A 24,130-nucleotide genomic window follows, 5' to 3' on the forward strand; every position below is an offset into this window, starting at 1 on the left:
GATCTGGCGTGCAGCGCGGGGTCGGCCAGACCGTCCCGCGCCGCGCGGTCCCACGCCCCGGCGACCGGTGCGGTGGCCGCCGCGGCCAGCCCGGCCGCGACCGGGTCGTCGAGCAGCACGGTGGTCACCGCCGCCAGCGCCGGCCACCACGGTTCGGGAGCTGCGTCGAGGTAGCGGATCTCCAGGTAGCCGCGCGGCCGCACCGGCGGGAAGAGCGTGGTCAGGTGGTAGTCGAGGTCGGTGGCGGTGGGACGCCGATCGCCCAGCGGGGCGGCGCCGGTCACCCAGTCGGCGAACCGGACCCGGTCGCGCACCGGTACCGCGCCGTCGCCGCCCGGGTCGCGGACCAGCATCACCGGGGCGGCCAGGGCGTAGACGGCCCACTCACCGGCCGGGTCGGCGCCGCCGAGCAGCGGCCCGCAGCGGGCCTGGTCCAGGTCGCTCCAGACCCGCTGCCGCTGCGAGGCCCAGCCGGTCGGTCGGCCGGCGGCGAGCGGGGAGCACCCCGCGACGGCGACCAGCGTCGGCCCGAGCTGGTGGGCCAGCGACACCCGCTCGCTCCAGCCGGCGCACGGCCCGGCCTCCAGGTTGACCTGCAGCGCCGCGGTGCCGGTCATCATCGCCTTTCCCGCCTCGGCGCAGCCCACGGCGGCGAAGTGCTCCTCCATCGCGGCGTAGCGGGCGGCCGGGCTCACCCGCGCCGGGAGGCGCAGGGGGTCGACCCCGACCGGGGCCAGGCCGAGGCGGTCGCCGGCCAGCGCCGCGGCGAGCACCTCCCGGTCGGCGCGCAGCGCGGCCACCGCGGCGGCGGCGTCCGGGCAGGGCGGAGCGGAGAGCTCCACCTGGCCGCCGGGCTCCAGGGTCACCCGGCTGCCGCCGGGCAGCGCGGGCAGCGCGTCGACCAGGCCGGTGATCCGCGGCCAGGGAACCCGTGCCGCCGGCGCGCCGAGGTCGACCAGGTGCGCCTCGAGCTCCAGCCCGACGGCGCCGACCGGGCCGGGTCGCAGCGCCGCCCCGGCCACGTGGGCGACGGCGGTGTCCAGGTCGAGGGCAGCCGTGCGCTCCTCGGTGACCGGGGCCACGAGCCCCACCCCCTCCAGGTCCGGACCGGTCGGGATCGACCGCGGGTCGGTGCGGGGGCGGCCCGTCCAGCGGCCGTCCTCTGGTCCCATCCTGCACGCGACCACCGACAGGCGCACGACCCGGCGGCGCCCCACCGGTGTTCGCGTCAGGATCGACGTGTGGATGCCGACCGGGACCGGGATCTCGACGGCCGGGCGCGCAACGCCCGGCCCCGCGACGCGCTGGGGCGGCCGCTGCCCCGCGGCGCCGTGGGAGAGGAGCGGGCGCCGGAGGGTGTGCTCCGGACGCCCGCCGAGGCGTTGGCAGAGGCCCAGCAGCTGCTGGACGCCGGCCGCCCCTTCCACGCCCACGAGGTGCTCGAGGACGCCTGGAAGTCGGGGCCGGAGGCCGAGCGGCAGCTGTGGCGCGGGCTGGCCCAGCTCGCCGTCGGCCTGACCCACGCGGCGCGGGGCAACGAGCGCGGGGCGGCCCGGCTGCTGGAGCGCGGGGCGGGCAACGTCGCCGCCTACGCCGACGCCCCGCCGCACGGCGTCGACGTCGCCGGCCTGGTCACCTGGGCATGCGAGCTGGCGGCGTCCCCGGCCCCTTCCGCGCTCGCACCCCGGCTGTGCGCGCCCCCGGCTTGACCCTCGACCTGGTCGAGGCCCCACGATCGGCGCTGTGACGGGGGAACTGCGGATCGGCGAGCTGGCCGGGGTCAGCGGCCTGACGGTCAGCGCGCTGCGCTTCTACGACGCGGCCGGCGTGCTCGTCCCCGCCGCGGTGGACCCGGTCACCGGCTACCGCCGCTACGCCGCCGGGCAGGTGCGGGCCGCACAGGTGCTGGCCGGGCTGCGCCGGGTCGGGCTGCCGGTGGCCCGGCTCGCCGTCCTGCTCGAGCGGCTGGACGACGCCGCCGCCGTCCACCGTGCCGTCGAGGCCCACCTGCGCGACCTCGAGGACGGTCTCGCCGACGCCCGCCGCGAGGCCGACCGGATGCACCGGCTGCTCGGCACCGGGGGCGGGGCCGGGCCGGACGTCGCAGCCGGACCCACGCGGGCGCGGGTCGCCGCGGCCGACCTCGCCGCGGCGGTGGACGCCGTCCGGTTCGCCGTCGGCACCGACCCGGGCCTGCCGGCGCTGAACGGCACGCTGCTGGAGCTGGGCGGGGACACCGTCCGGCTGGTCGCCACCGACCGGTACCGGCTGGCGGTCGCGGAGCTGCCCGCAACGCTCGACGGGCCGGGTGGGAGTGCGTTGCTGCCCGCAGGGCTGCTCGACGCGGCCCGCGCCCTCCTGGCCGGCGGGTCGGCCGGTGTCGCGGTGGACGCCGGGTCGGTGTCGGTCGGCTCCGGCGGGGCGGAGCTCGCGGGGACGCCGCTGCCGCACGCGTTCCCCGACTGGCGGAGGGTGGCCCGGGAGCGGCGGGCCGTCCGCGTCGCGGTCGACGGCGGCCGGCTGCGCCGGGCGCTCGAGGCGGCACCGACCCGGACCGTCGAGCGTGCGGGCACCCTGCGGCAGGTCGCCGTCCTGACCGCGGCCGGTGGCGACGCGGCGTTCGTCGCGCCCGGCGACCGGCCGGACGGGCGGCACGTCGGCGTGGACCGCGAGTTCCTGCTCCAGGCCCTCGACGCTGGCGGGCCGGGCCAGCTGGAGCTCGAGCTGGACGGGCCGCTGCGCCCGCTGGCGCTGCGCCGCCCGGCCGGGACGGCGTTCAGCCTGCTCATGCCGGTCCGGCTCTGAGTGCGGTCCGGTCCTGGGAGTGCCGGGCCGGTTCTGGACCTGGCTCGCGGCGGCCACCCTGGCGCACCTGGGTACGCAGGCGTTGGCCTTCGCCACGACCTGGTCGGCGGCCGCGCACGGGTCGGGGACGGCCGCCGCCGTCCTCACCGCGACCGTGCTGCCGCGGGTGGCGCTGGCCCTTCCCGGCGGGGCGGTGGCCGACCGGGTCGGCGCCTGGCGGGTGCTGGTGGCCGGCGACGCGGCCGTGCTCGTGCTCGTGCTCGCGCTCGTCCTCGCCGCCGCGGTGGTCCGGTCCGGCCCGGCGCCGGGGGTGCTGGTCGCCGCGGCGCTCGCACTCGGGGTCGCCCTCGCGGCGCGGTCCCGGGCGTTGCGCCGGGTCGGGCTGCCGGCCACGCTCCGTCCCGCGACCGCAGCGCCGGGGTCACCGACAGGTGGGGCGGCTCGACCCGCGGCGGCGGTCCGGGCATCGTGGTACCCAACACCTGCCTGCAGCCCTCGACGGTGCGGGCCGGGCGAGGGGGCGGGGACGCGGATGGGAGGGCGGACATGAGGAGCTTCGAGGCCGCGGCGCGGATCGACGCCGGCCCGGAGCAGGTGTGGGCGTTGCTGGTCGACGTCCGCGGCTGGCGGGACTGGGACTCCGGCGTCGACCGGGTGGAGGGCCGGGTCGCCCTCGGGGAGCGGCTGACGCTCTACGCCACGATGATCCGCACCCGCCCCTTCGAGGTGACGGTCACCGAGATCCGCCCGGGCGAGGCCATGCGCTGGCGCGGCGGGCTCCCGCTGGGCCTGGCGGTCATCGAGCGCACCTACCACCTCGACGGCCAGGAGGACGGCGGCACGGTGCTCACCGTCCGCGAGGACCACACCGGCCCGCTGGCCGGCCTGCTCGGCCGCTCGACGCCGGACCTCAACCCCTCGTTCCGGCAGTTCTGCGAGGGGCTCAAGGCCCGCGCCGAGGGGCGCACCTCCCGCCCCGCCCGCTGACCGCCCGGGCTGACGCCGGAGCCCGCGCGACCGCTGTGACCGCAACGCAGACCGCAGGGGCCGCAGGTGGGACCATGGGTCACGCCATGAGCACCGACACCGCAGCCACCCCCGGCACCGACGACACCGCCCTCGGCGAGCCCGCCACCCCGCCCCGCGGGCCGGTCACGTCGGCGTCGTACTCGATCACCGTCCGGCTCACCGCGGACGGCGACCCGGCGTCGATCGGCCGGATCGCGACCGCGGTCGGGTCGGCCGGCGGGGCGGTCACCGCCATCGACGTCGTCGACTCCCGCTCCGACGGGCTGACCGTCGACGTCACCTGCTCGGCGGCGGACGCCGCGCACTCCGAGGAGATGGTCGACGCGCTGCGCGCCGTCCCCGGGGTCACGGTGCGCAAGGTCAGCGACCGGACGTTCCTGCTGCACCTGGGCGGCAAGCTCGAGGTCGCCTCCCGGGTCCCGCTGAAGACCCGCGACGACCTGTCGATGGCCTACACCCCCGGTGTCGCGCGCGTCTGCCTGGCGCTGGCCGACAACCCCGACGACGTCCGCCGGCTGACCATCAAGGGGAACACCGTCGCCGTGGTCACCGACGGGTCGGCGGTCCTCGGGCTGGGCGACATCGGCCCGGGGCGGCGATGCCGGTCATGGAGGGCAAGGCGGTCCTGTTCAAGCGGTTCGCCGACATCGACGCCTGGCCGATCTGCCTGGACACCCAGGACGTCGACGAGATCGTCCGGACCGTCGAGCTGATCGCCCCCGGCTTCGGCGGGATCAACCTCGAGGACATCGCCGCGCCGCGCTGCTTCGAGATCGAGAAGCGGCTGCGCGAGGAGCTCGACATCCCGGTCTTCCACGACGACCAGCACGGAACGGCGATCGTCGCCCTGGCCGCGCTGCGCAACGCGCTGCGGGTCGTGGACAAGCGGCTCGAGGACGTACGGATCGTCGTGGCCGGCGGCGGTGCGGCCGGGACGGCGATCGTCCACCTGATGCTCGAGGCCGGCGCCCGCCACGTGTTGGTCTGGGACCGCGAGGGCATCCTCTCGCCCGACGACGGACGCCTCTCACCGGCCAAGCTGGACCTGGCGCAGCGGACCAACCCGGGGTGCGTGCGCGGCGAGCTGCCCGACGCGCTCGACGGCGCGGACGTCTTCATCGGCGTGAGCGCCGGCAACGTGCTGCCCGTCGAGGCGCTCGCGCGGATGGCGCCGCACGCCGTCGTCTTCCCGATGGCCAACCCGACGCCCGAGGTCGACCCCGTGCGGGCCCGGCAGCACGCCGCCGTCGTCGCCTCCGGCCGCTCCGACCTGCCCAACCAGATCAACAACGTGCTGGCGTTCCCGGGCGTCTTCCGCGGGCTGCTCGACGCGCGGGCGCGCGAGATCAGTGTCGGGATGCTGCTGGCGGCGGCCGAGGCGATCGCCGCGGTCGTGAAGGACGACCAGCTCAACGCCAACTACATCATCCCGAGCGTCTTCGACCCCGCCGTCACGCAGGCCGTCGCCACGGCGGTGGCCGAGCAGGCGCGGCAGGAGCCGGGCGCGACCGCCCCGGTCAGCGGGGTGGAGAGCCTCACGGGCCAGTAGACCCGCGGGTCGGTCCGCGCGGGTGCTACCGCGTGTCCTCCTCGGCCGGCTCCGATTCCTCCGGTTCGAAGGTGTCGGCCTCGCCGACCCCCATGCCGACGCCGGTGTCGGTCGGGACCGACGGCCCGCCGTCGGTGTCCTGTTCCGGCCCCGACGGACGGGTCTCGTCCACCGGCGGCCGGCCCTGCGCGCTCTCGGTCACGTCCGTGTCTCCCCACGTATCACGCTGTCGTCCTCCGGACTCCGACCGCGGCCAGGTGCCGTACCCCCGCTTTGTGGAGCCGCTGCGTCCCTCCTCGGGGAGGCCTTCGGCCCCCACTCGTCGATACCCCCGCTGGTCGGTACCACTCGATCGGGAACGGCGGGAGACGTTCCGGCGCGGGATAGTGGCAGGGTGCCCGAGTTGCCCGAGGTGGAGGCGCTGACCGCGTTCCTGCGGAAGAACGCCGTCGGCTCCGCGGTGACCCGCGTCGACCTGGCCGCCGTCCAGGCGATCAAGACCTTCGACCCGCCGCTGTCCGCGCTCGGCGGGCTGGAGCTCACCGGCGTCGCGCGGCACGGCAAGTTCCTCGACCTCGACGTCTCCGGCCTGCACCTGGTCGTCCACCTGGCGCGGGCCGGCTGGCTGCACTGGCGCACCGGGCTGCCGTCCGCCCCGCCGAAGCCGGGCAAGGGCCCGCTCGCGGTGCGGGTGCACCTCGATGACGGCAACGGCTTCGACCTCACCGAGCAGGGCACCCGCAAGGGGCTGGCGATCCACGTCGTCCGGTCGCCGGCCGAGGTGCCGGGCATCGCGCGGCTCGGCCCGGACGCGCTGGCCGTCGACCGGGACACCTTCCTGGCGCTCATGGCCGGGCGCAGCGGCCAGCTCAAGGGCGCGCTCACCGACCAGACGCTGCTCGCCGGCATCGGCAACGCCTACTCCGACGAGATCCTGCACGCCGCGCGGCTCTCGCCGTTCAAGATGGCCGACCGGCTCAGCGACGACGAGGCCCTGCGCCTGTACGACGCGATGCGGGCGACCCTCACCGGGGCGCTCGAGCGCCAGGTGGGGCAGCGCGCGGCGACGATGAAGGGCGAGAAGCGCTCGGGGCTGCAGGTGCACGCGCGCACCGGCCTGCCGTGCCCGGTGTGCGGGGACGCCGTCCGCGAGGTCAGCTTCGCCGACACCTCGCTGCAGTACTGCCCGACCTGCCAGACCGGCGGCAAGCCCCTGGCCGACCGGCGGCTGTCCAAGCTGCTGCGCTGATCGCCGTGCTCGTCACCCTCGACCTGTTCAGCGCACTCGTCGACTCCCGCACCGGCGGCTCGGCCGCGCTGGCGCGGATCACCGGCGGCCCCGGGGAGCGCCTCTACGACCTCTGGGACGCGGCCAACAAGGCCTCGCAGCGCGACCTCCGGACGTGGGTGCCCTTCGCCGAGCACTCCCGCCGGGCGCTGGCCGCCGCCTACGCCGAGCTCGGCGTGGCCCGCGACCCGGGCGCCGACACCGCGCGGCTGCTCGACTCGGTCGGGGACTGGCCGCTGTGGCCGGACGTCGCCGACGGGTTGCCGGCGCTCGCGGCCCGCGCCCGGGTCGGCGTCCTGTCCAACGTGGACGACGCGGTCTTCGCCCGCACGCGGGTGGCGTCGCTGGTGGACGACATCGGCGTCCTCACCTCCGAGCGGCTGCGCGCTTACAAGCCGGCGCCGGAGATCTATCTCCGGGCCCGGGAGCGCGCCGGCGGCCGGCTGGTGCACGTGGCGACGTCGGCGCGTGACGTCCGCGGCGCGCTGGCCGCCGGCATCGAGGTGGTCCGGTTGCGCCGCCCCGGCCACCGGCTGGACCCCGAGGGCGGGACGCCGCAGGTCGAGGCCGGGGACCTGTTCGAGGTGGCCCGGCTCCTGGCCTGACCGTCGGGCCGTTCGACGGGTGCGCCGGCGGCCGTCAGCACCTGTCCACCAGCACGGTTGTGCTCTGCCCACTGTGGTGGGCAGAGCACAACTGATCGGGACAGAGGTCGTCCCCTCCCGCATGCTCGGCTCTGCGTGCAGGAAGCACGCCGAGCACGAGGCTCCCGGAGGCGAGGTCGGCCCGTTTCCAGGCCCGGCGCCTGCGTTCCCGAGCCTGCGAGACGACCCAGGAGGAGCCCTCAGTCGGCCTGGCGGCGGGCGGTCAGCCAGGAGGCGGCCCGGGCGACGACCGAGCTGCCCACGCCGGCGTCGTCCCGCTCGCCCGGCTCGTCGGCGAGCGAGCCGACCACCGACCACCAGTCGGTCGGCGGCGGCGGCGCCAGGACGTCGACCCGCTCGCCCGGCCGGGGCACCGCCACCCGCACCTCCGACCGCTGCGCCGCGGCGCACACCCGCTGCACCGGCTCGGCCCAGCGGTGGAAGGCCAGGTTGAACGTCGCCCAGTGCACCGGCACCAGCAGCCCGCCGCCGAGGTCGCCGTGGGCGCGGACGGCCTCCTCCGGCGTCATGTGCACGTACTGCCAGGCGTCGTTGTAGGCGCCGATCGGCAGCAGGGTGAGGTCGAAGGGGCCGAGCAGCGCGCCGATGGCGGCGAAGGCCGGGGTGTAGCCGGTGTCGCCGCCGAAGAAGACCCGGCGCCGCGGCCCTGCGATCACCCAGGACGCCCAGAGCGTGGTGTCCCGGGTGAGGAACCGGCCGGAGAAGTGCCGCGCCTCGGTGCAGGTGAGGGTCAACCCGGCCACCTCCACCGCGCCGTTCCAGTCCAGCTCGATCACCCGCTCCTCGGGCACACCCCAGCCGCGCAGGTGGGCGCCCAGCCCCAGCGGGACGACGAACGGCGCGTTCTGGGTGCGCACCAGCGACCGCACCGTGGGCAGGTCGAGGTGGTCGTAGTGGTCGTGCGAGACGAGGACCGCGTCGACCTGCGGCAGCTCCTCCAGCGGCAGGGGCACCGGGTGCAGCCGCGTCGGCCCTACCAGCGGAGACGGCGAGACCCGCTCGCCCCACACCGGGTCGACCAGCACCCGGCGGCCGTCCACCTCGAGCAGCGCGCTCGAGTGGCCGAACCAGGTGACCGCCAGCTCATCCGCCCGGGCCGGCAGCTCCGGCCGGCCCAGCGGGACCGGGCGCGCCGGGAGGCCGGTGTGGCGCTCCTCGTGCATCTGCCGGAGCAGGCCGCGCTGGGCGCTGGCCGGAGGCAGGGCCGGTGTGCTCAGCCGGTTGTGGAAGCGCCCCCCGGAGAACTGCGGCGAGCCGGCGGCGTACGCGCGCACCTCTCGCCGGCTCGCGCCCAGCGCGGTGGGCAGCCCCCAGGCGGCGCGGGCGGCCCAGAAGGCGGGTCCGGCGAGGGTGGCGGCGAGGGCGAGCGCGGTGCGGCGGGCGGCGGATGGCACGACCGCCAGTCTCCCAGCCCCCGGCACGGGCGTGGTCGTCTCGGGAGGAGGGGGTGCCCGGCACGGACCCGCCCGACGGTTGCCGGTGGGCGCCCGGCGTCCGACCATGGCCGGGTGACCGGCGACGAGCGGCCGGCCGGCGTCCCGCGGCCCGCCGAACCCGAGGGTGGCGACCCGGCGTGCTGGGTGCGGCGGGTGTGCCCGGCGTGCGGCCGGCTCGCCGACGCCGACCCGCCGGTCCGCTGCACCACCTGCGGAGAGCAGCTGCCGGCGGACTGAGCTCCGGTGGGGCGGCGTCGCGGCCCGGTCACGGCGCCACCCGTTCCCACCCGGTCACGGCCACCAGGAAGCCGAGCGACGTGCGCGGGAGGGCTGCCGTGCGCCCCGAGGAGCCGGGGCGACGCGGCCGCCGGCGCGCGGGTGCGTCGTGCACAACGAGAAGGTGTCCGGCGTCACACCCGGCGTCGCCGTGTCTCTAGAGTGACCGCGATCACCTTCGTCGCAGGTGACCCGGTACCACAGGGAGAGCACACCGTGACACCACCCGCCGAACGCAGGCTCCTGACACCGGAGGAATACCGCGAGGCGCAGGCCTCGCCGGAGTTCCAGGAGCTCAGGCGCCGCTTCCGCCGCTTCGCGTTCCCCATGACCGTGGCCTTCCTGGCCTGGTACCTGCTGTACGTGCTCCTGTCGACGTACGCCTCGGAGTTCATGGCCACGTCCGTCTTCGGCAACGTCAACGTGGGCATCCTGCTCGGCCTCGGCCAGTTCGTGACCACGTTCGCGATCACCCACCTCTACGTCGCGCACGCCGACAAGCGCACCGACCCCATCGCCGACGAGATGCGCGACCGGCTGGAGCACCACGAGTACGCGCCGGATGCGCCGGGGACCGGCCCGTCGTCGAACGAGGGGGCGACCCGTGGCTGACGTCGCCGCGGCCGAGAGCGCCACCATCGGCACCCCTGCCCTCAACATTGCGGGGGCGCGCGCCTCGCGCCTTCCCGGGTGCTGTCCGACGACCCTCGGCGTGGCCCCCTCCCGGGCGTCCCCGAACTGCGAGGAAACCCAGGAGAGGGTCTTTCTCCGGGAGAGGGTGCCTTCTCAGGCGGCGGCCCGGGCGGGGGCGGTGTCGGGCGCCAGGACGCCGTCGGCGGACGTGGAGGCACCCACGGCCACGGCCGGGACGGCGCGCTGCGCGCGGCGGTGGCGGACCACCCAGCGGGTGACCAGGCCGGTGAGGACGACCAGCCCGGCGACCAGGTGCTGGCCGGGCGCGCTGACCGCGACGGCGAGGGCCGCGGCGTAGACCACCGTCAGCAGGACGGCGGGGGCGGACACGTGCACGGTGCTCTCCTCCGGTGGGAGCGGCCCCGCCGGCCGGCGGCCGGGTCGTGCATGGACCCGGCCGCCGGCGCGGCGACGGCGCAGGACGGGTGGGTTCAGCTCACGCGGGCACGGCCGGCTCTCGCTCGAGCACGGCCGGCGCTCACGTGAGCATGTCCTTCGCCTTCTGGAGGATCGACTGCCCCGGCTGCTGCGGCGTGCCGAACAGCCGCGGGTCGCCGGGCGGCAGGATCGGGGCGTCCGCCGTCGCCTCGATCGGCTGCGCCGTGAACTGGCCGCGACCGTCGACCGCCGGGCCCGACGCCCACCGGCCCGCCGAGGCCTCGGGCCCGTCGGAGGCGTCGATGAAGGCGTAGCCGAAGTTGCCGGGCTCCTCCTCCAGCGGGAACGCCTCCGGCACCGGGATGCCCTCGAGCCCGTCGTCCTTGAGCTCCTCCATCGCGGCCAGCCACTGCATCTGGTGCATGTGGTCCCGCGCGATGAGGAAGCGGAACATGTCCTTGACCCCGGGGTCGTCGGTCATGTTGTACAGCCGGGAGACCTGCAGCCGGCCCATCATCTCGGCGGTCGCGTTGTACTGGAAGTCGGCCATGAGGTTGCCACTGGCGGTCACGTAGGCCCCGGTCCACGGCACCCCCATGCTGTTGTTGTAGTAGGCGCCGCCGCCGTTGACGATCGCATGCTGCGGGTTGGTGTTGCCGAACCCGGCGGCCGCTTCGTTGGTGCGGTCGGCGGAGTCCGGCTTGAGCGGCTGGTGGTCCAGCAGCCGGTCGATCATCGTCACGATCATCTCGACGTGGGCCAGCTCCTCGGTGCCGATGGCCAGGAGCATGTCCTTGTACTTGCCGGGCAGACGGCAGTTCCAGCCCTGCAGCAGGTACTGCGTGGCGACCGTCATCTCGCCCCACTGGCCGCCGAGGATTTCCTGCATCCGCCGGGCGAAGGCGGCGTCCGGGCCGTCGGGCTTGGCCTCGTACTGCAGGGCGTGGGTGTGCGTGAACACGGGCTCTCCCTTGCGTCGTCGCGACCACCGCTGCTGCGGTGACACCAGGGATCTGCCCGCGTCCACTGGCCCGCCCGTGCCGAGCCCTGGCCCGGCGGTGCCATGTTGTTCGTCGGCCTCCCGGCCGACACCGCGGCCAAGTGCCGTGCCCCTGCTGCGTGGAGCCCGCTCCGGCCCCCACTCCTCGGACCGACGACACCGCGGCCAGGTGCCGTGCCCCTGCTGCGTGGAGCCCGCCCCCGGTGGCCCTCCTGCAGGGTCCCGCCGCGAGCTTGCGAGCGGTGGGGGGCAGGAGGGTCCTTCAACGGTCGGGAAGCTGCACGGTCAACGTGAGGGACTCGCCGTCGTCGGTCCACACGATCCGGCCGCCGAGCTCGCGGGTCTGCCGCCGCACCGACCACAGGCCCAGGCCGGTGAGGTCCGGCGGCGGCTGGTCGGTGTGCAGGTGCCCGAGCAGGCGTTCCGGTCGGACGACGGCCTGGGTCAGCGCCAGGTCGACCCACCCCGGCCGGCAGCTGACAGCCAGCCGAACCGCGGCGCCCTCACCGTGTCGGTGCGCGTTCTCCAGCAGGTTGGTGAGGATCCGCTGCACCCGGGCGTCGGCGACGGCGACCTCCTCCGCACCCGCGCCGAGCTCGACGGTCAGCTGGGCGGCAGGCAGTCCCGAGGCTGCGCCGGACGCCCGGACGACGTCGCCCAGCCGGCGGTGCCCACGCGCCCGCGGCGCCGCGCCGCCCGTGGCGGCCGCCGTCCGCAGCATGGAGGCCAGGTGGGCGGTCTGCGCGCGGGCCAGCGCCAGCACCTCCCCGGGATCCGGCGCCAGCCTGTCGGGCTGCCCCGGGGACCGGCCCAGCGACCCCAGCAGCGCCTCCAGCGAGGCCAGCGGCGTGCGCATGTCGTGGCACAGCGCCTGCACCAGCGCCTCGGACGGCCCCGGGACGTCGGAGGCGCCGGGCCGCAGCCGTGCACGGCGCCGCAGCAGGCGGCGCAGGACCGGGTGCAGCGCGCCCGGCCCGGTGGGGGGCGGGGGGTTGGGCGCGAGAGTCATGGGCATCTCCATTGCGCGCAACCGGTCAGCAGCGCCGGGCGCAGCCGACCGCCTGGGAAGGGATCGAGTTGACCGACGCCGGGGCTGAGCGCCGTCCTGAGGTCGACGTCGTGCTCGTCGACGACCACCCGCTGTTCAGCCGGGGCCTGGCCCTGCTGCTGCCGGGGGTCAGCGAGGGGCGGGTCCGCGTCGTGGCGATGACCGACGACGCCTCCGCGGCCGCCGCGATGGTGCGCCGGCACCACGCGGACGTCGCCGTCGTGGACCTGCACATGCCGCCGCCGGGCGGTACGCGGGCGATCGCGGCGATCCGCCGGGCGGACCCGACGGTGCGGGTGGTGGCGCTCTCCGGCCAGGCCGAGGAGGACGCCGTCCTGGAGGCGTTGCGGGCGGGAGCCGCGGCGTACCTTCCCAAGACAGCCGACCCGGAGGCGCTCGTGCGACCGCTGCTGGCGGTGCTCGACGGCTGGTCGGTGCTGCCCGAGGACCTCCTGCGCCGGCTGCTCGAGGACGCCGCGCCGTCCGGGGAACAGAGCATCGCCGAGCGGCTGACCGCCGACGAGCGGCGGCTGTGGCGGCTGGTGGCCGACGGCGCCACCACCGTGGACATCGCCACGACCCTGCACGTGTCGGAGCGGACGGCGAAGCGCCTGGTGGCCGCGCTGCTGCGCAGCCTCGGGGTGGCCACCCGGGTGGAGGCCGCGGCGCTCGCCGGCCGGGTCCACCTCGGGGGTGGCGGGAGGCAGGGCTGAGCTCCGCACCGTTGCGGGCTCGCACGTCATCGCCGCCCCGCTACCCCCAACGGTGATCGACAGTCGCGGCTACGGTCGCCGGACGGGTGCGCGGATCGTCATCTTCGGTGCCACGGGCTGCACCGGGGCCCCGCGGGGGAGGCCCTGATCACCGGAGGCACGTCCTGCCGGTGGTCGGCCTGCTGGCCGGGGAGCACCCGCATGTCGCGGCCGTCCTGGGGGACGCGCTGCTGCGCACCCGGAGCGAGGTCATCCCGCGCGTGCGCTCAGGGTCGCCGCCCACGTCCCCGACGACGCCGCCGCGGTGAACCCGGGCACGTCCGCGGCGGCCATGTCGACCGCGGCGTAGCCCCCGCTGCCGGCGCCCACGCAGGCGACGACCGTGGCCAGCCCGGCACGCCGCTGGAGCGGGCTCTGCCGCACCTCCCAGCCCACGACGGCGCGGCGCTGCAGCACCGCCTGCTCGCGCACCAGCCAGCCGCTGCGCACGCTGAGCGACCGTGGCCCCGCCATGTGCCCGAGGGCGCGGTAGCGGCCGATCCCCATGGGGACGCCCAGGACGGTGAGGACGGCGCCGGCGACGGGCGCCCACCACCAGCCGAGGGCGGCCGCGGCCCACGCGCCGAGCGCGGTGACCGCCAGGCCGGTGCCGAGGGCGCGCACCAGCCGGCGGCGCAGCGCCGCGGGCGGGTGGGCGGTCAGCGGACCGGGGTCCTCGACCAGCCGGGCGAGCAGCGCCACGGCCTCGGTGCGCGGGCCGAGCGGAAGCAGCTGACCCCGTCGGTTCGCCTGCCCGAGGCCGGTGACCAGGGCGTTGACGCGGGTCGCGCGGACCCAGCGCATGCCCAGGCCCTCGCTCAGCGTGCCGCCGCGGATCCGGTCCACCTCCAGCTCGGTGTGCCGGCGGGTGAGCAGCCCGCGGACGGCGACCAGCGACCCGCCGCGCCGCACCAACCGGTACCGCCAGTTCACGACGGCCGCGCCGACCACCGCGGCGAGCGCGAGCAGCGGCACCGCGGCGACCAGGGCGGCGACGAGCACCCGCGGGTCGGCGGGGTCGGGGCCCGGTACGTCCGGGACGATGGCGTCCGGCAGCTCCTCGACCAGCCGGAACAGCGTGCCGACGGCGGCCACCGGGACGACGAGGTAGCTCCCGACCAGCGGCGCGTAGAGCAGCCAGCGGTTGTCGAAGCGGGCGATCTCCTCCTCGGCCGGCTCCTCGGCCGTGCGCTCACCCTCCGGTGCGCCGGCGGGACGGCGGGCCAGCAGCCGCGCGCGCAGCCGGTCGCCCTCGGCGCGCGGGACGCCGTCGACGACCAGCTCCTCCTCGTTGGTCCCCACCGAGCCCGCGGCGGCGTCGACGCGGACCCGCACCAGCCCGAGCAGGCGGTGCATCGGCGGCACCTCGACCTCGACCCCGCGGATGCGGTCGTTGGGCACGGTGCGGACCGACCGGGCCAGCAGGCCGCGGGTCACCACCACCGCGGTCGGGCCGTCGGCGTAGCCGAACCGCCACCAGCTGAGCGCCGCCGCGGCCAGCGAGAGCGCGGTGACCGCCACCGCGAGGACGACGACCGTGGCCAGCCCGTCGTCGAACCCGGTCACCGCGGCGATCGGGATGAGCAGCGGCACCAGCTGGCGGGCCTGCCGGAAGGTGGCCGTGTGGACGAGGACGACGCGGGGCGACGTCCGCCGCGGCTGCGTGCCCGGTGCGGTCACCTCGCCCATCGGTTCGTCTCCGCCCGGCGGAGCCGGAGGGACACCAGAGTGGCTCACGTCTCCCATTGGTTCGCTCCCGTGGGGCGCTCCGCTCCTCGCTCGTTCCTCGCTGCGATGCTCACGCCCCTGTCCGCTCACGTGGCCTCGTCGCGGACCAGCTCGGCTCGCCGGGCGAGGTCGTCGGCGACCCGGTGCGCCACGTCGGCCTCCAGGTGCAGCACCCGGACCGTGCCCTGGGAGGACGCCGTCAGCACCGCGACCGTGGCCAGGCCGAACAGCTGCTGGAGGACGCCGCGGGTGACGTCGACGGTCTGGATGCGGGAGATCGGGACCAGCGTCCAGGTGCGGGTGAGCCAGCCGGTGAGGGTGTAGGCCGCCTCCTCGGTGACCTCCCAGCGGTGCACCCGGTAGCGGACCCACGGGCGCACGCCGATCGCCACCACCGCGTACACGGCCAGCAGGGCCGGGAGCAGCCAGCGGAGCACCGGGACCGGGCCGCCGGCGGGCACGAAGAGCACGAACGCCGCCACCAGCACGCCGTAGAGGAGCGTGCCGAACACGCCCTCGGTGACCCACAGCCCGATCGCCGAGCGGGACAGCGACCAGGCGGGGTCGCGGACGGGCGCGGCGGCGTCGGCGGTCATCGCTCCCATCCTCGGACGTCCGGCTCGGTGCTGCTCATCCTCCGATCCTCCCAGCGGAGTTGCGGCTGCCTCGCCGGTCGGTTCCGGTCGGCCGGCCCACCCGGTGACCGGTCGGGCGGGGCACTCGCGCAGCGCCGAGGCGAGGTCGCACCGGGAGCGAAGCCACCGCCCTTCTCCCGCCCGTCGATGCCGGCCTGCGCTCCTGCTGCACGGTGATCCGTGATGCGCAGCGGCAGTCCTGGCGATGGAGCTCCGGCCGACCGGCGCCTGTCCGTGGAGCGCTACCCGGCTCGCCACCACCGCCGCCGTCCCCCCGGCCCGGGCGGCGGCCACGAGCCTCGAGGACCCCGACGCGTTCTTCGTCGAGGAGGAGGGGGAGGTCGCCGTTGCCGCCGACCGGACGGAGGTCCGGCAGCAGCAGGCCGACCGACCTCAGTCCCCTACCTGCGGCGCCCTGCGGTGGGACGACCGGATCACTCGTCGTCCGCCGCCGATCACCCCCCGGCTGACGGCAGGACGTCGACGTCGTCGGCGACGAGGTACGGCTCGGCCGCGAGCCCCTCGAACAGCGCGTCGTCGAGGTCGACCCCGACCGCTTCCTCGGCGGCCGCGACGTCGAAGGCCAGCTGCACGGTGCCGGCGACCTGCACCGGGACGCCGGGCTCCAGATCGGCGAACTCGGTGGCGCCGATGACCAGCAGCGGCTCGACCGCGGTGTCGTCGGTGCCGGCGATGGTGAACGCCGACGGTGAGAGGATCTCGTCCACCTCGGCGGACACCACCACGTCGTCGCCCGCTGCGGATCTGAGCTCCTCGAGGAAGGCCGAGTCGTACGGTCCGCCGAGTGGCCCGGCCTGCTCGGCCTCCAGGGCGTCCTCGACGATCTCCTCCCCCGTGGCGTCCTCGACCCCGGTCTCCGGCTCGGCGGTGTCCTCGGCACAGGCGGACGGCCCGAGAGCCACGACGGCGACGACGGCGGCGGTGATCGACCCCCTCCGCAGCCTCCGGTGCGAGATCCGGCGCATGATCACTCCCTCGTTCCGTCCCGGGGACCGTCGGTCGCCGGACGGCACGCCGGGGCTGGTGACACCGGCCTGGCCGGCCCCGCCGGCCGAGGGGAGCTTCCACGTCCGACCACCCCCCGGGGAGGTCCGGCCGCGGCCCGGCAGAGCGATCGGGAGCACGGAACCGGCGCGACGCGTGTACGACCGAGGGCGTCGGACCCTCGCGCCCGGATGTGCCCCGGGGAGGCCGGTGACAGCCGTGGCGGAAAAGGTCGTCATCGCATCGTCATCCGGGCGGGCGGCTCACCGGGCGCCCCTCGGGGACCGCGGGGGCGTGCCACGATGGCATGCGTGATGCCGCAGCATGTCCCGACCGTGCCCGCCAGCGAGGTCCCCGAGGACGCCGTCGTCCTCGACGTCCGCGAGGACGACGAGTGGGCGGCCGGCCACATCGACGGCGCGACCCACATCCCGATGGGGGAGGTTCCCGCGCGACTGGAGGACCTGCCCGAGGGCGACCCCCTCTACGTCACCTGCCGCGGCGGTGGCCGCTCGGCCCGGGTGGCCGCCTGGCTGAACGCCAACGGCTACGACGCGGTGAACGTGGGCGGCGGCATGGGGGGATGGGAGGCCGCCGGCCGGCCGATGGTGAGCGAGACCGGCCAGCAGCCCTTCGTGCGCTGAGGCACCGCCCTGAGCCTGCGGCGGGTGGGGAGGACGGGCGGCCCTCCTGCAGGGCCCCGCCGCGAGCCTGCGAGCGGTGGGGGGCAGGAGGGCCCTTCTACTTTGCCGGGAACTCGGCGAAGCGGGTGCGCAGGTCCTTCTTCGAGAACTTGCCGACGCTGGTCTTGGGCACCTCGTCGATGAACGCCACGGCGTCCGGCAGCCACCACTTGGCGACCTGCGGCCGGAGGTGGTCGAGGACCTCCTCCTCGGTCATCGTCTCGCCCTCCTTGAGGACGACGCAGGCCAGCGGGCGCTCGTCCCACTTCGGGTGCGGGATGCCGACGACCGCGGCCTCCTTGACCTTCGGGTGGCTCATGATCACGTTCTCGAGGTCGACCGAGCTGATCCACTCGCCACCGGACTTGATGAGGTCCTTGGTGCGGTCGGCGATCCGGATCGAGCCGTAGGGGTCCATGGCGGCGACGTCGCCGGTGCGCATCCAGCCGTCCGGCGTCGAGAGCTCCACGCCGGCGTCGGGGTTGTAGTAGTCCTGCGCGCACCACGGCCCGCGGACCTGCAGCTCCCCGGTGGCCTGGTCGTCCCACGGCTGCGGCTCGAGGGTCTCGGCGTCGACGATGCGCGCCTCCACCCCCAGGAACGGGATGCCGGCGCGGGCGCGCTGGTCGGCCTTGCCCGCATCGTCGAGGTCGTCGAAGCGGGGCGGGAGGATGCCCGAGGAGGCGACCGGGTGGGTCTCGGTCATGCCCCACGCCTGCAGGATCGGCAGGCCGACCTGCTCGCGGTAGGCCTCCGACAGCGCCCTGGGCACCGCGGAGCCGCCGCAGCCGATGTCGCGCAGCTTGTGCGGCCGGCCGGCCAGGTGCGGCAGCACGCCCTGCCAGATCGTCGGGACGCCGGCGGTGAAGGTGACGCCCTCGTTGACGATCAGGTCGGCGAGGGCCTCCGGCTGCATCATCGCGCCGGGCATGACCAGCGAGGCGCCGGCGGCCGGGGCGGCCTGGGCGATGCCCCAGGCGTTGGCGTGGAACATCGGCACGACCGGCATGGCGACGTCCCGGATGCCCAGCCCGAAGGCGTTGGGCATCAGCACGCCCATGGTGTGCAGGAACGTCGAGCGGTGCGAGTAGACGACACCCTTGGGGTTGCCGGTGGTGCCGCTCGTGTAGCACATGGAGGCGGCTCGCCACTCGTCGTCCACGTGGAAGTCGACCGGGGAGGCCTCGGCCAGCAGGGTCTCGTAGTCGAGCACCCGCGGGTCGTCGGGGATCTCGTTGTCGCCGCCGTCGTCCATGACGACCACGTGCCGGACGGTCTTCATCGTGTCGACCAGCGGCCACAGCAGCGGCAGCACCGACCGGTCGACGAAGACGACCTCGTCCTCGGCGTGGTTGGCGATGTAGGTCAGCTGCTCGGGGAACAGCCGGATGTTCAGCGTGTGCAGCACCCGCCCGGTGGACGGTGCCGCGAAGTAGAGCTCGAGGTGACGCTGGCTGTTCCAGCCGAAGGTGCCCACCCGGCCGTCGGCGCTGATCCCGAGGGTGTCGAGCACCCCGCCGAGCTTCCGGGTTCGCTGCGCCCACTCCGCGTACGTCGTCCGGGTGACCCCGCCCGGACCCGCGGTGGCGATGGTGCCGTCGCCGTAGTGCTGCTCGACGTGCCGGAAGATCGCGTCGATGGTCAAGGGGTAGTCCTGCATCAGCCCATGCATGGCCGAATCGTGCCAGTGACCGCGCTCACCTTCTACCGGTGAGTGCCGTCTTCCGCGCAGGCGGCGACGGCCCTTCCGGCCACCGGCGGTCCGGACCCGCGCGCCGGCCTCACTCCGTGGTCACCGAGCGCGCGGTACACGGCGAGGACGGCGCGAGTTCGGTCGGGCTCATCCCGCGAGAACCACGGGCAACCGTGACAGGCCGCGGATCACGAACTCCGGACGGCGCACCGGCGTTCCGCCCGGCTCCAGCCGGCTGGTGCGGTCCAGCAGCGCGCCGAAGGACGCCTGCAGCTCCACCCGGGCCAGTGGGGCGCCGATGCAGAAGTGGACGCCGGCGCCGAACGAGATGTGCGGGTTGTCGGTGCGGCCGACGTCCAGTCGGTCCGGCTCGGCGAAGACCGCCGGGTCGCGGTTGGCGCTGCCGAGCAGGGCGGCGACCTTCTGCCCCTCCCGCACGGTCACCCCGCCGATCTCCACGTCGGCGGTCGCGGTCCGCTCGAACAGCTGCAGCGGCGAGTCGAACCGCATCAGCTCCTCGACCGCCGTCGGCAGCAGGCCCGGCTCCTCGCGGAGGCGGGCGAGCTGGTCCGGGTGCTCGAGCAGCGCGAGCAGGCCGTTGCCGCTGACGTTGACCGTCGCCTCGTGCCCGGCGTTGAGCAGCAGGATGCAGGTGGTGACGAGCTCGTCCTCGGTGAGCCGGTGGCCCTCGGCGTCCCGGACGCTCACGAGATGTGAGACCAGGTCATCGCCGAGGTGATTCCGGCGGTCGGCCGCCAGCTCCCGCAGGTAGGCGACGAACTCAACGGCGGCGCGCTCGGCTGAGTTCTCGATCTCCGTCGTCCGGCCGTACTCGTACATCTTCACGATCGCGTTGGACCACGGCCGCAGCAGCGGCCGGTCGGCGTGCGGGACGCCGAGCAGCTCGGCGATGACGGCGACCGGCAGCTCCTCGGCCATCCCGGCGAGGACGTCGACCGGCTCCGTGCCGCCGGAGCGCTCGACCAGGCCGTCGACCAGATCGCGGGCCAGCTCCTGCACCCACGGCCGCAGCCGCTCGACGTGCCCGCGGGCGAAGGCGGCGCTGACCAGGCGGCGCAGCCGGGTGTGGTCCGGCGGCTCCATCTCCAGGATCGCGTTGCGGTGGATGAGGTTGAAGCTGCCGAAGCGCTCCGCGGGTTCGCGGTCCCGCCAGAGCCGGCCCAGCCGCCGGTCACGCAGGACGGCGTTGCTCTCCGCGTGGGTGAACGCCAGCCAGAGGCCCAGGCCCTCGTGCCACTGCACCGGCGCCTGCATCCGGGTGCGGGCATAGGCCGCATACGGATCGGCGACCACGGCGGGGTCGGTGAGGTCGAGCGGTACGGCGGGAGGTCTCACGCCAGGTGAGCGTAGAGAAAGGACCCCTCTCGCCCCCGCCGTTCGCAGGCTCGCGGCGGGACCCTGCGAGGGGGCCACCTACGCTCGTCCCCATGGCCCGCTCCGCGACCCGCAAGCGTCCCGCTGCCCCTGCCGCCGAGAGCGGCGTCAACCCCAAGGCGCCGTGCCCGTGCGGCTCCGGCCGCCGGTACAAGCACTGCCACGGCTCGGGCTACGCCCCGCCGGTGACCCGGCCCTTCGAGGGGCTGCCCGGTGAGCCGCACTGGGTGGCCCTCCGGGAGCTGGTCCCGGCGGCGACCGCACCCCTGCGGACGGCGGACGGGCGCGACGTCACCCTGGCCAGCGTGCTGCCCGGCGGGGCCCCGGCGCTCGTTCGGGCCAACGGCGAGATCCTGCTCGGCGTCCAGCTGCACGCCTCCTCCGACGACGTCAGCCGCGACCTCGGGACCGCCCTGGCCGCGGCCCTCGACGCCCCGGCCGGCGCGCCGGTCGACCCCGGCCCCGTCGGCGGGGCCGGCTCCTCGGGTCCGCGGCTGCAGGAGCTGCTCGACCTCGACGCCCCGTTCGAGGTGACCGTGCACCCCGACTTCGGGTTCTGGCTGGAGGGCATCGAGCCGTCCGCGGCGGTGCGGGCCGGGCTGGAGCAGGCCAACCAGGCGATCCTGCCCACCGAGCTGCTCCCCGGCGTCGGCGCCGCCTACTGGGTGCGGCCCAGTGGCGAGCGGGCGCACCTGCGCTGGGTGCGCCCCGAGCCCGAGGAGCGGCTGCTCGACGCGCTCGCCCGCCTCTCGGCGTCCGAGCAGCTGCTGCTGGGCGAGGACACCCGATACGCCGGGGCCTTCCGGGCGCACGGCCTCGTCGTCCCGGTGTGGGACCTGCCCGCCGGCACCCCGGCCGCCGGCTGGGTGGACGCGGCCGCCGGGTTCCAGGCCCGGCTCGAGCAGGCGCTGGCGGCGGGCGACCCGCTGACCCCCGACGAGCGCCGTGCCCGGGCCGGCCTCCTCTCCCGCCAGATCACCCTCCGCTAGGCGCCGCCCGGCCTCCCGGGTCCGCGCACCGTCCGTGGACGTGTACGGGCCCGGAACCCGTGGCGGCGAGAACCCGACGGGGCGGACGTCCCGACCCGGGAGAACCGCCGGCCGCGTTCACGACCAACTTCGAGGACCTCGGCGGCCTGCGCCAGCTTCCCGGCCTCGCTGTCCAGCGGCTCATGACCGACGGTTACGGCTTCGGCGGCGAGGACGACTGGAAGACCGCGGCGCTGCTGCGCGTGTTGAAGGTCGCCGCGGCCGGGCTGCCCGGCGGCACCTCCTTCGTGGAGGACTACACCTACGACCTCATCGGGACGCCGAGGATCCTCGGCGCCCACATGCTCGAGGTCTGCCCGACCGTCGCCGGCGGGCGGCCGCGGGTCGAGGTGCACCCGCTGTCGATCGGCGGCCGCGAGGACCCGGCGCGGCTGGTGTTCACGGCCGCCCCGGGCGCGGGCGTCGTCGTCGGCTGGTGCGACCTGGGCGACCGGTTCCGGTGGGTGGCCAACGAGGTCGACGTCGTCGACCCCGCCGAGCCGCTGCCGAACCTCCCCGTGGCCCGCGTGGTGTGGCAGCCGCGGCCGGACTTCGAGACGGCGACCGAGGGCTGACACCACGCGCCGGTCGCTGGCCAAGGAGCTGCGCTGGGGCGCCGCGTACCACCGCCTCGCCCAGGGCCTGTAGCGCCCGTGCGGCCTCCCGTCCGCTCCTGCCTGGCGAGTTGGCTCGCCCGGCGGGCGCCTGACTCGCGCCACGACACGAGCCAGGCGACCACGACGCGAGCCAGGACGTCGTCGGGACTCGAGGCGGTCGGCGCGCCGGTCGCTCAGAGCGGGTCGCGGCGGACCGGGCAGGACATGCACCTCGGCCCACCGCGGCCGCTGCCCAGCTCGGAGCCCGCGATCCGCACCACCTCGATGCCCGCCGCCTCGAGCGCGGCGTTGGTGACGGTGTTGCGCTCGTAGGCCACGGCGAGCCGGGGGGCCAGCGCGAGGGTGTTGTTGCCGTCGTCCCACTGCTCGCGCTCGGCGGTGACCGGGTCCAGGCCGGTGTCGATCACCCGCAGCCGGTCGATGCCCATCGCCGCGGCCGCGGCCTCCAGGAACGGGGCGGGGCCGCGGACGTCGAGGTCGGTCGTGTCGTCGTCAACCTGGCCGGCCCCGCCCTCCCCGGCGGTGACCGTCCAGGCGGCCAGGGAACCGGCGACGGCCGGGTACATGACCAGGGCGTCGACGTCGACCATCGTGGCGATGGTGTCCAGGTGCATGGTCGCCCGCTGCTGGGCGATCGGGACGACGAGCACCGTGTGCGCCAGCCCCCGGGCGAAGACCCGCCGGGCCAGCCGCTCCGCACCGCCGGGCGTCGTCCGCTCGCCGACCCCGACGGCCACCACCCCGGCGGCCAGCAGCAGCACGTCGCCGCCCTCCAGGTGCTCGAGCGAGGCGTCGTAGAGCCGCTTCGCGCCGGCGAAGCGCGGGTGGTGGGCGTAGACGGCGGCGGTGATCGTGCTCTCCCGGTGCCGGGCCGGCATCGCCAGGGAGGTCACCGCCACCTGGTCGCCGACCCACACCGACGAGTCCCGGGTGAACAGCAGGTTCGGCAGCGGCGGGACGACGAACTCGCCGCGGTCCATGACCTCCCAGGCCAGGCCCCGGGCTCCGGGCAGCTCGTCGTGCGCCAGCCCGGTGATCAGCCTGCCCGCGAGGTCGTCGGGGGAGAGGTCGGCCAGGTGCGCGGCCGCCGTGCGCTTGAGCGTGGCCCCCAGCCGCGGGTCGTCGACGGCGGCGGCGACCAGCTCGCCGCGCGCGTCGGGGGAGGCGAGCACCTCGGCCAGCAGCCGGTCCAGGTGCAGCACCTCCACCCCGCGGGCGGTGAGCTCGGCGGCGAAGGCGTCGTGCTCCTCCTGCGCCCGGCGGACCCACGGGACGCCGTCGAAGAGTAGCTGGTCATTGTTGCGCGGGGTCAGCCGGCGCAGCTCGGCGCCCGGCCGGTGCAGCAGGACCGTCCGCAGCGGCCCGACCTCGCTGGTGACGCCCAGGGTGGCGGGCTCGGCGGAAGGTGCGCTCATGGGCCGAGGCTGACACAGGAGCCCTCTCCGGCGCCGCCCGTAACGCTGGATAGGGTGCCCGCGCCGGGGGCCGACGACGTCCCCACGACCCTGGGAGGCCCCCCGTGGACCTGTTCGACCTGACCGGGAAGGTCGCCGTGGTCACCGGCGGCACGCGCGGCATCGGCCTGATGATGGCCCGCGGCCTGCTGCAGGCAGGGGCTTCGGTCTACATCAGCTCGCGCAAGGCCGACGCCGGCGAGGCCGCGGCCGCCGAGCTGTCGCAGTTCGGGAAGGTCGAGTCGATCCCGGCCGACGTCTCCACCGAGGCCGAGTGCCTCCGGCTGGCCGAGGAGGTGGGCCGCCGCGAGGAGCGGCTGCACGTCCTGGTCAACAACGCGGGGGCGACCTGGGGCGCGCCGTTCGCCGAGTTCCCCGCCTCGGCCTGGGACAAGGTGCTCGACCTCAACCTCAAGGCGCCGTTCTACCTCACCCGCGCGTTCCTGCCGCTGCTCGAGGCCGCGGGCACCGACGACGACCCGGCCCGCGTGGTCAACGTCGGCAGCATCGACGGGCTGCACGCGCCGTCCCTGCCGACCTACTCGTACTCGGCGAGCAAGGCCGGCGTGCACCACCTCACCCGCGTGCTGGCCAAGGAGCTGGGGCCCAAGCGGATCACGGTCAACGCCGTCGCCCCGGGGCCGTTCGAGTCGAAGATGATGGCCGCCACGCTCGCCGCCCACGGCGACGAGATCGCCGCGTCGTCCCCGCTCGGGCGGATCGGCCGGCCCGACGACATGGCCGGCGTCGCCGTCTACCTCGCCAGCCGGGCCGGCGCCTACGTCACCGGCGCGGTCATCCCGGTGGACGGCGGGCGCGCGACCACCCTCTGACGCCGGCGTCCCCGATGATCGAGCCTGTCGCATAAAGCCGCGTGCCTGAGCGGGTGCGGGCGGTAGTTGCGGGAGAATGGGGCATGCCGCAGAACTTCATCCGCGCGGATGTCGATCAGGGGTTTCTGCTGCCGCCGGAT

At 75.7% G+C, this 24,130-nt stretch carries 27 protein-coding genes; 15 read left to right on the plus strand and 12 right to left on the minus strand.

Going from position 1 to position 24,130, the window contains the following annotated elements; all coding sequences use genetic code 11:
- The coding region (egtA, locus tag E4P41_RS16050) for an ergothioneine biosynthesis glutamate--cysteine ligase EgtA (protein ID WP_245177399.1) at window positions 1–1,091 on the minus strand (1,091 nt) is incomplete at its 3' end.
- Between the two features lie 150 nt (window positions 1,092–1,241).
- Here egtA and E4P41_RS16055 point away from each other — a divergent pair.
- The 6 genes from E4P41_RS16055 (at window position 1,242) to E4P41_RS23380 (ending at window position 5,383) form a co-directional block, all read left to right on the plus strand.
- Window positions 1,242–1,709, plus strand: coding sequence for a DUF309 domain-containing protein (locus E4P41_RS16055; protein ID WP_135142276.1), 468 nt, complete (start codon window positions 1,242–1,244; stop codon window positions 1,707–1,709).
- Window positions 1,710–1,743: 34 nt separating this feature from the next.
- Window positions 1,744–2,805 (plus strand): MerR family DNA-binding transcriptional regulator, encoded by a 1,062-nt coding sequence (locus tag E4P41_RS16060; protein ID WP_209307752.1) that lies wholly within the window; start codon window positions 1,744–1,746, stop codon window positions 2,803–2,805.
- 19 nt (window positions 2,806–2,824) lie between these two features.
- A complete protein-coding gene (locus E4P41_RS16065) occupies window positions 2,825–3,355 on the plus strand; it encodes a hypothetical protein (RefSeq protein ID WP_135142277.1) in 531 nt (176 codons plus the stop codon).
- A complete protein-coding gene (locus E4P41_RS16070) occupies window positions 3,352–3,792 on the plus strand; it encodes an SRPBCC domain-containing protein (RefSeq protein WP_135142278.1) in 441 nt (146 codons plus the stop codon). The genes E4P41_RS16065 and E4P41_RS16070 overlap by 4 nt, the downstream gene beginning before the upstream one ends.
- Window positions 3,793–3,878: 86 nt before the next feature.
- Window positions 3,879–4,547 carry a hypothetical protein gene (locus E4P41_RS23715; protein ID WP_280660874.1) on the plus strand — a complete coding sequence of 223 codons (669 nt, stop codon included), beginning with the start codon at window positions 3,879–3,881 and terminating at the stop codon, window positions 4,545–4,547.
- Entirely contained in the window at window positions 4,442–5,383 is a 942-nt protein-coding gene (locus E4P41_RS23380; RefSeq protein ID WP_280660876.1) for a malic enzyme-like NAD(P)-binding protein, read from the plus strand. Before E4P41_RS23715 ends, E4P41_RS23380 begins: the two co-directional genes overlap by 106 nt.
- Before the next feature lie 25 nt (window positions 5,384–5,408).
- On the opposite strand, the gene E4P41_RS22245 is transcribed toward E4P41_RS23380, so the two are convergent.
- Window positions 5,409–5,585: a hypothetical protein gene (locus tag E4P41_RS22245; RefSeq protein WP_167761117.1), complete on the minus strand. Its 177-nt coding sequence runs from the start codon at window positions 5,583–5,585 to the stop codon at window positions 5,409–5,411.
- 192 nt (window positions 5,586–5,777) lie between these two features.
- Between E4P41_RS22245 and E4P41_RS16080 the strand changes: the two genes are divergently transcribed.
- A complete protein-coding gene (locus E4P41_RS16080) occupies window positions 5,778–6,632 on the plus strand; it encodes a DNA-formamidopyrimidine glycosylase family protein (RefSeq protein WP_135142279.1) in 855 nt (284 codons plus the stop codon).
- Between the two features lie 5 nt (window positions 6,633–6,637).
- Window positions 6,638–7,276, plus strand: coding sequence for an HAD family hydrolase (locus E4P41_RS16085; protein ID WP_135142280.1), 639 nt, complete (start codon window positions 6,638–6,640; stop codon window positions 7,274–7,276).
- A 239-nt stretch (window positions 7,277–7,515) separates the two neighbouring features.
- Here the strand turns inward: E4P41_RS16085 and E4P41_RS16090 are convergent, their stop codons facing one another.
- Window positions 7,516–8,730 (minus strand): MBL fold metallo-hydrolase, encoded by a 1,215-nt coding sequence (locus E4P41_RS16090; RefSeq protein ID WP_245177400.1) that lies wholly within the window; start codon window positions 8,728–8,730, stop codon window positions 7,516–7,518.
- 114 nt (window positions 8,731–8,844) lie between these two features.
- Here E4P41_RS16090 and E4P41_RS22250 point away from each other — a divergent pair, with 114 nt between their 5' ends.
- Both E4P41_RS22250 and E4P41_RS16095 read left to right on the plus strand, forming a co-directional pair.
- Window positions 8,845–9,009 (plus strand): hypothetical protein, encoded by a 165-nt coding sequence (locus tag E4P41_RS22250; RefSeq protein WP_167761118.1) that lies wholly within the window; start codon window positions 8,845–8,847, stop codon window positions 9,007–9,009.
- A gap of 255 nt (window positions 9,010–9,264) precedes the next feature.
- The gene (locus E4P41_RS16095) at window positions 9,265–9,660 is read left to right on the plus strand and encodes a DUF485 domain-containing protein (RefSeq protein ID WP_135142282.1); all 396 of its coding nucleotides are present in this window, start codon (window positions 9,265–9,267) and stop codon (window positions 9,658–9,660) included.
- A 174-nt stretch (window positions 9,661–9,834) separates the two neighbouring features.
- On the opposite strand, the gene E4P41_RS16100 is transcribed toward E4P41_RS16095, so the two are convergent.
- From E4P41_RS16100 to E4P41_RS16110, 3 genes are all read right to left on the minus strand, one after another.
- Complete coding sequence (locus tag E4P41_RS16100) at window positions 9,835–10,077, minus strand: hypothetical protein (RefSeq protein ID WP_135142283.1); 243 nt, start codon at window positions 10,075–10,077, stop codon at window positions 9,835–9,837.
- A 142-nt stretch (window positions 10,078–10,219) separates the two neighbouring features.
- Entirely contained in the window at window positions 10,220–11,080 is an 861-nt protein-coding gene (locus E4P41_RS16105) for a manganese catalase family protein (protein ID WP_135142284.1), read from the minus strand.
- Between the two features lie 301 nt (window positions 11,081–11,381).
- The gene (locus E4P41_RS16110; RefSeq protein ID WP_135142285.1) at window positions 11,382–12,128 is read right to left on the minus strand and encodes an ATP-binding protein; all 747 of its coding nucleotides are present in this window, start codon (window positions 12,126–12,128) and stop codon (window positions 11,382–11,384) included.
- 11 nt (window positions 12,129–12,139) lie between these two features.
- On the opposite strand from E4P41_RS16110, the gene E4P41_RS16115 reads away from it, so the two are divergent.
- The gene (locus tag E4P41_RS16115; RefSeq protein ID WP_245177401.1) at window positions 12,140–12,880 is read left to right on the plus strand and encodes a response regulator transcription factor; all 741 of its coding nucleotides are present in this window, start codon (window positions 12,140–12,142) and stop codon (window positions 12,878–12,880) included.
- Window positions 12,881–13,129: 249 nt separating this feature from the next.
- Here the strand turns inward: E4P41_RS16115 and E4P41_RS16120 are convergent, their stop codons facing one another.
- The 3 genes from E4P41_RS16120 to E4P41_RS16130 form a co-directional block, all read right to left on the minus strand.
- Window positions 13,130–14,608, minus strand: a complete 1,479-nt coding sequence (locus E4P41_RS16120) for a PH domain-containing protein (RefSeq protein WP_245177402.1) — start codon at window positions 14,606–14,608, stop codon at window positions 13,130–13,132.
- Between the two features lie 125 nt (window positions 14,609–14,733).
- On the minus strand, window positions 14,734–15,243 hold the full coding sequence (locus tag E4P41_RS16125) for a PH domain-containing protein (RefSeq protein WP_135142286.1): 510 nt from the start codon (window positions 15,241–15,243) through the stop codon (window positions 14,734–14,736).
- 494 nt (window positions 15,244–15,737) lie between these two features.
- A complete protein-coding gene (locus E4P41_RS16130) occupies window positions 15,738–16,268 on the minus strand; it encodes a hypothetical protein (RefSeq protein WP_135142287.1) in 531 nt (176 codons plus the stop codon).
- Window positions 16,269–16,601: 333 nt separating this feature from the next.
- Between E4P41_RS16130 and E4P41_RS16135 the strand changes: the two genes are divergently transcribed.
- Window positions 16,602–16,931, plus strand: a complete 330-nt coding sequence (locus tag E4P41_RS16135) for a rhodanese-like domain-containing protein (RefSeq protein WP_245177405.1) — start codon at window positions 16,602–16,604, stop codon at window positions 16,929–16,931.
- A gap of 97 nt (window positions 16,932–17,028) precedes the next feature.
- Here the strand turns inward: E4P41_RS16135 and E4P41_RS16140 are convergent, their stop codons facing one another.
- Window positions 17,029–18,642: a long-chain fatty acid--CoA ligase gene (locus E4P41_RS16140; protein ID WP_135142289.1), complete on the minus strand. Its 1,614-nt coding sequence runs from the start codon at window positions 18,640–18,642 to the stop codon at window positions 17,029–17,031.
- Window positions 18,643–18,810: 168 nt separating this feature from the next.
- Window positions 18,811–20,019, minus strand: a complete 1,209-nt coding sequence (locus E4P41_RS16145) for a cytochrome P450 (RefSeq protein WP_135142290.1) — start codon at window positions 20,017–20,019, stop codon at window positions 18,811–18,813.
- A 92-nt stretch (window positions 20,020–20,111) separates the two neighbouring features.
- On the opposite strand from E4P41_RS16145, the gene E4P41_RS16150 reads away from it, so the two are divergent.
- A complete protein-coding gene (locus tag E4P41_RS16150) occupies window positions 20,112–21,047 on the plus strand; it encodes a DUF5926 family protein (RefSeq protein WP_135142291.1) in 936 nt (311 codons plus the stop codon).
- Window positions 21,048–21,106: 59 nt separating this feature from the next.
- Window positions 21,107–21,661 carry a hypothetical protein gene (locus tag E4P41_RS16155; protein ID WP_245177403.1) on the plus strand — a complete coding sequence of 185 codons (555 nt, stop codon included), beginning with the start codon at window positions 21,107–21,109 and terminating at the stop codon, window positions 21,659–21,661.
- Between the two features lie 215 nt (window positions 21,662–21,876).
- Here E4P41_RS16155 and E4P41_RS16160 read toward each other — a convergent pair whose 3' ends face one another.
- Window positions 21,877–23,118 carry an arginine deiminase gene (locus E4P41_RS16160; RefSeq protein WP_209307753.1) on the minus strand — a complete coding sequence of 414 codons (1,242 nt, stop codon included), beginning with the start codon at window positions 23,116–23,118 and terminating at the stop codon, window positions 21,877–21,879.
- Between the two features lie 104 nt (window positions 23,119–23,222).
- Here E4P41_RS16160 and E4P41_RS16165 point away from each other — a divergent pair, with 104 nt between their 5' ends.
- Complete coding sequence (locus E4P41_RS16165; protein ID WP_135142292.1) at window positions 23,223–23,990, plus strand: SDR family oxidoreductase; 768 nt, start codon at window positions 23,223–23,225, stop codon at window positions 23,988–23,990.
- The last annotated feature ends 140 nt before the right edge of the window (window positions 23,991–24,130 follow it).

Origin of the sequence: Geodermatophilus sp. DF01-2, assembly GCF_004571065.1 — a bacterium.
GTDB lineage: Bacteria > Actinomycetota > Actinomycetes > Mycobacteriales > Geodermatophilaceae > Geodermatophilus.

What these genes read in the sequence shown, in the direction of transcription:
- E4P41_RS16160 (WP_209307753.1), bottom strand. Translation starts at nt 23,118, where the DNA reads ATGAGCGCACCTTCCGCCGAGCCCGCCACCCTGGGCGTCACCAGCGAG.
- E4P41_RS16110 (WP_135142285.1), bottom strand. Translation starts at nt 12,128, where the DNA reads ATGACTCTCGCGCCCAACCCCCCGCCCCCCACCGGGCCGGGCGCGCTG.
- E4P41_RS23380 (WP_280660876.1), top strand. Translation starts at nt 4,442, where the DNA reads ATGGAGGGCAAGGCGGTCCTGTTCAAGCGGTTCGCCGACATCGACGCC.
- E4P41_RS16135 (WP_245177405.1), top strand. Translation starts at nt 16,602, where the DNA reads ATGCCGCAGCATGTCCCGACCGTGCCCGCCAGCGAGGTCCCCGAGGAC.
- E4P41_RS16120 (WP_245177402.1), bottom strand. Translation starts at nt 14,608, where the DNA reads ATGGGCGAGGTGACCGCACCGGGCACGCAGCCGCGGCGGACGTCGCCC.
- E4P41_RS16125 (WP_135142286.1), bottom strand. Translation starts at nt 15,243, where the DNA reads ATGACCGCCGACGCCGCCGCGCCCGTCCGCGACCCCGCCTGGTCGCTG.
- E4P41_RS16130 (WP_135142287.1), bottom strand. Translation starts at nt 16,268, where the DNA reads ATGCGCCGGATCTCGCACCGGAGGCTGCGGAGGGGGTCGATCACCGCC.
- E4P41_RS16140 (WP_135142289.1), bottom strand. Translation starts at nt 18,642, where the DNA reads ATGCATGGGCTGATGCAGGACTACCCCTTGACCATCGACGCGATCTTC.
- E4P41_RS23715 (WP_280660874.1), top strand. Translation starts at nt 3,879, where the DNA reads ATGAGCACCGACACCGCAGCCACCCCCGGCACCGACGACACCGCCCTC.
- E4P41_RS16150 (WP_135142291.1), top strand. Translation starts at nt 20,112, where the DNA reads ATGGCCCGCTCCGCGACCCGCAAGCGTCCCGCTGCCCCTGCCGCCGAG.
- E4P41_RS16070 (WP_135142278.1), top strand. Translation starts at nt 3,352, where the DNA reads ATGAGGAGCTTCGAGGCCGCGGCGCGGATCGACGCCGGCCCGGAGCAG.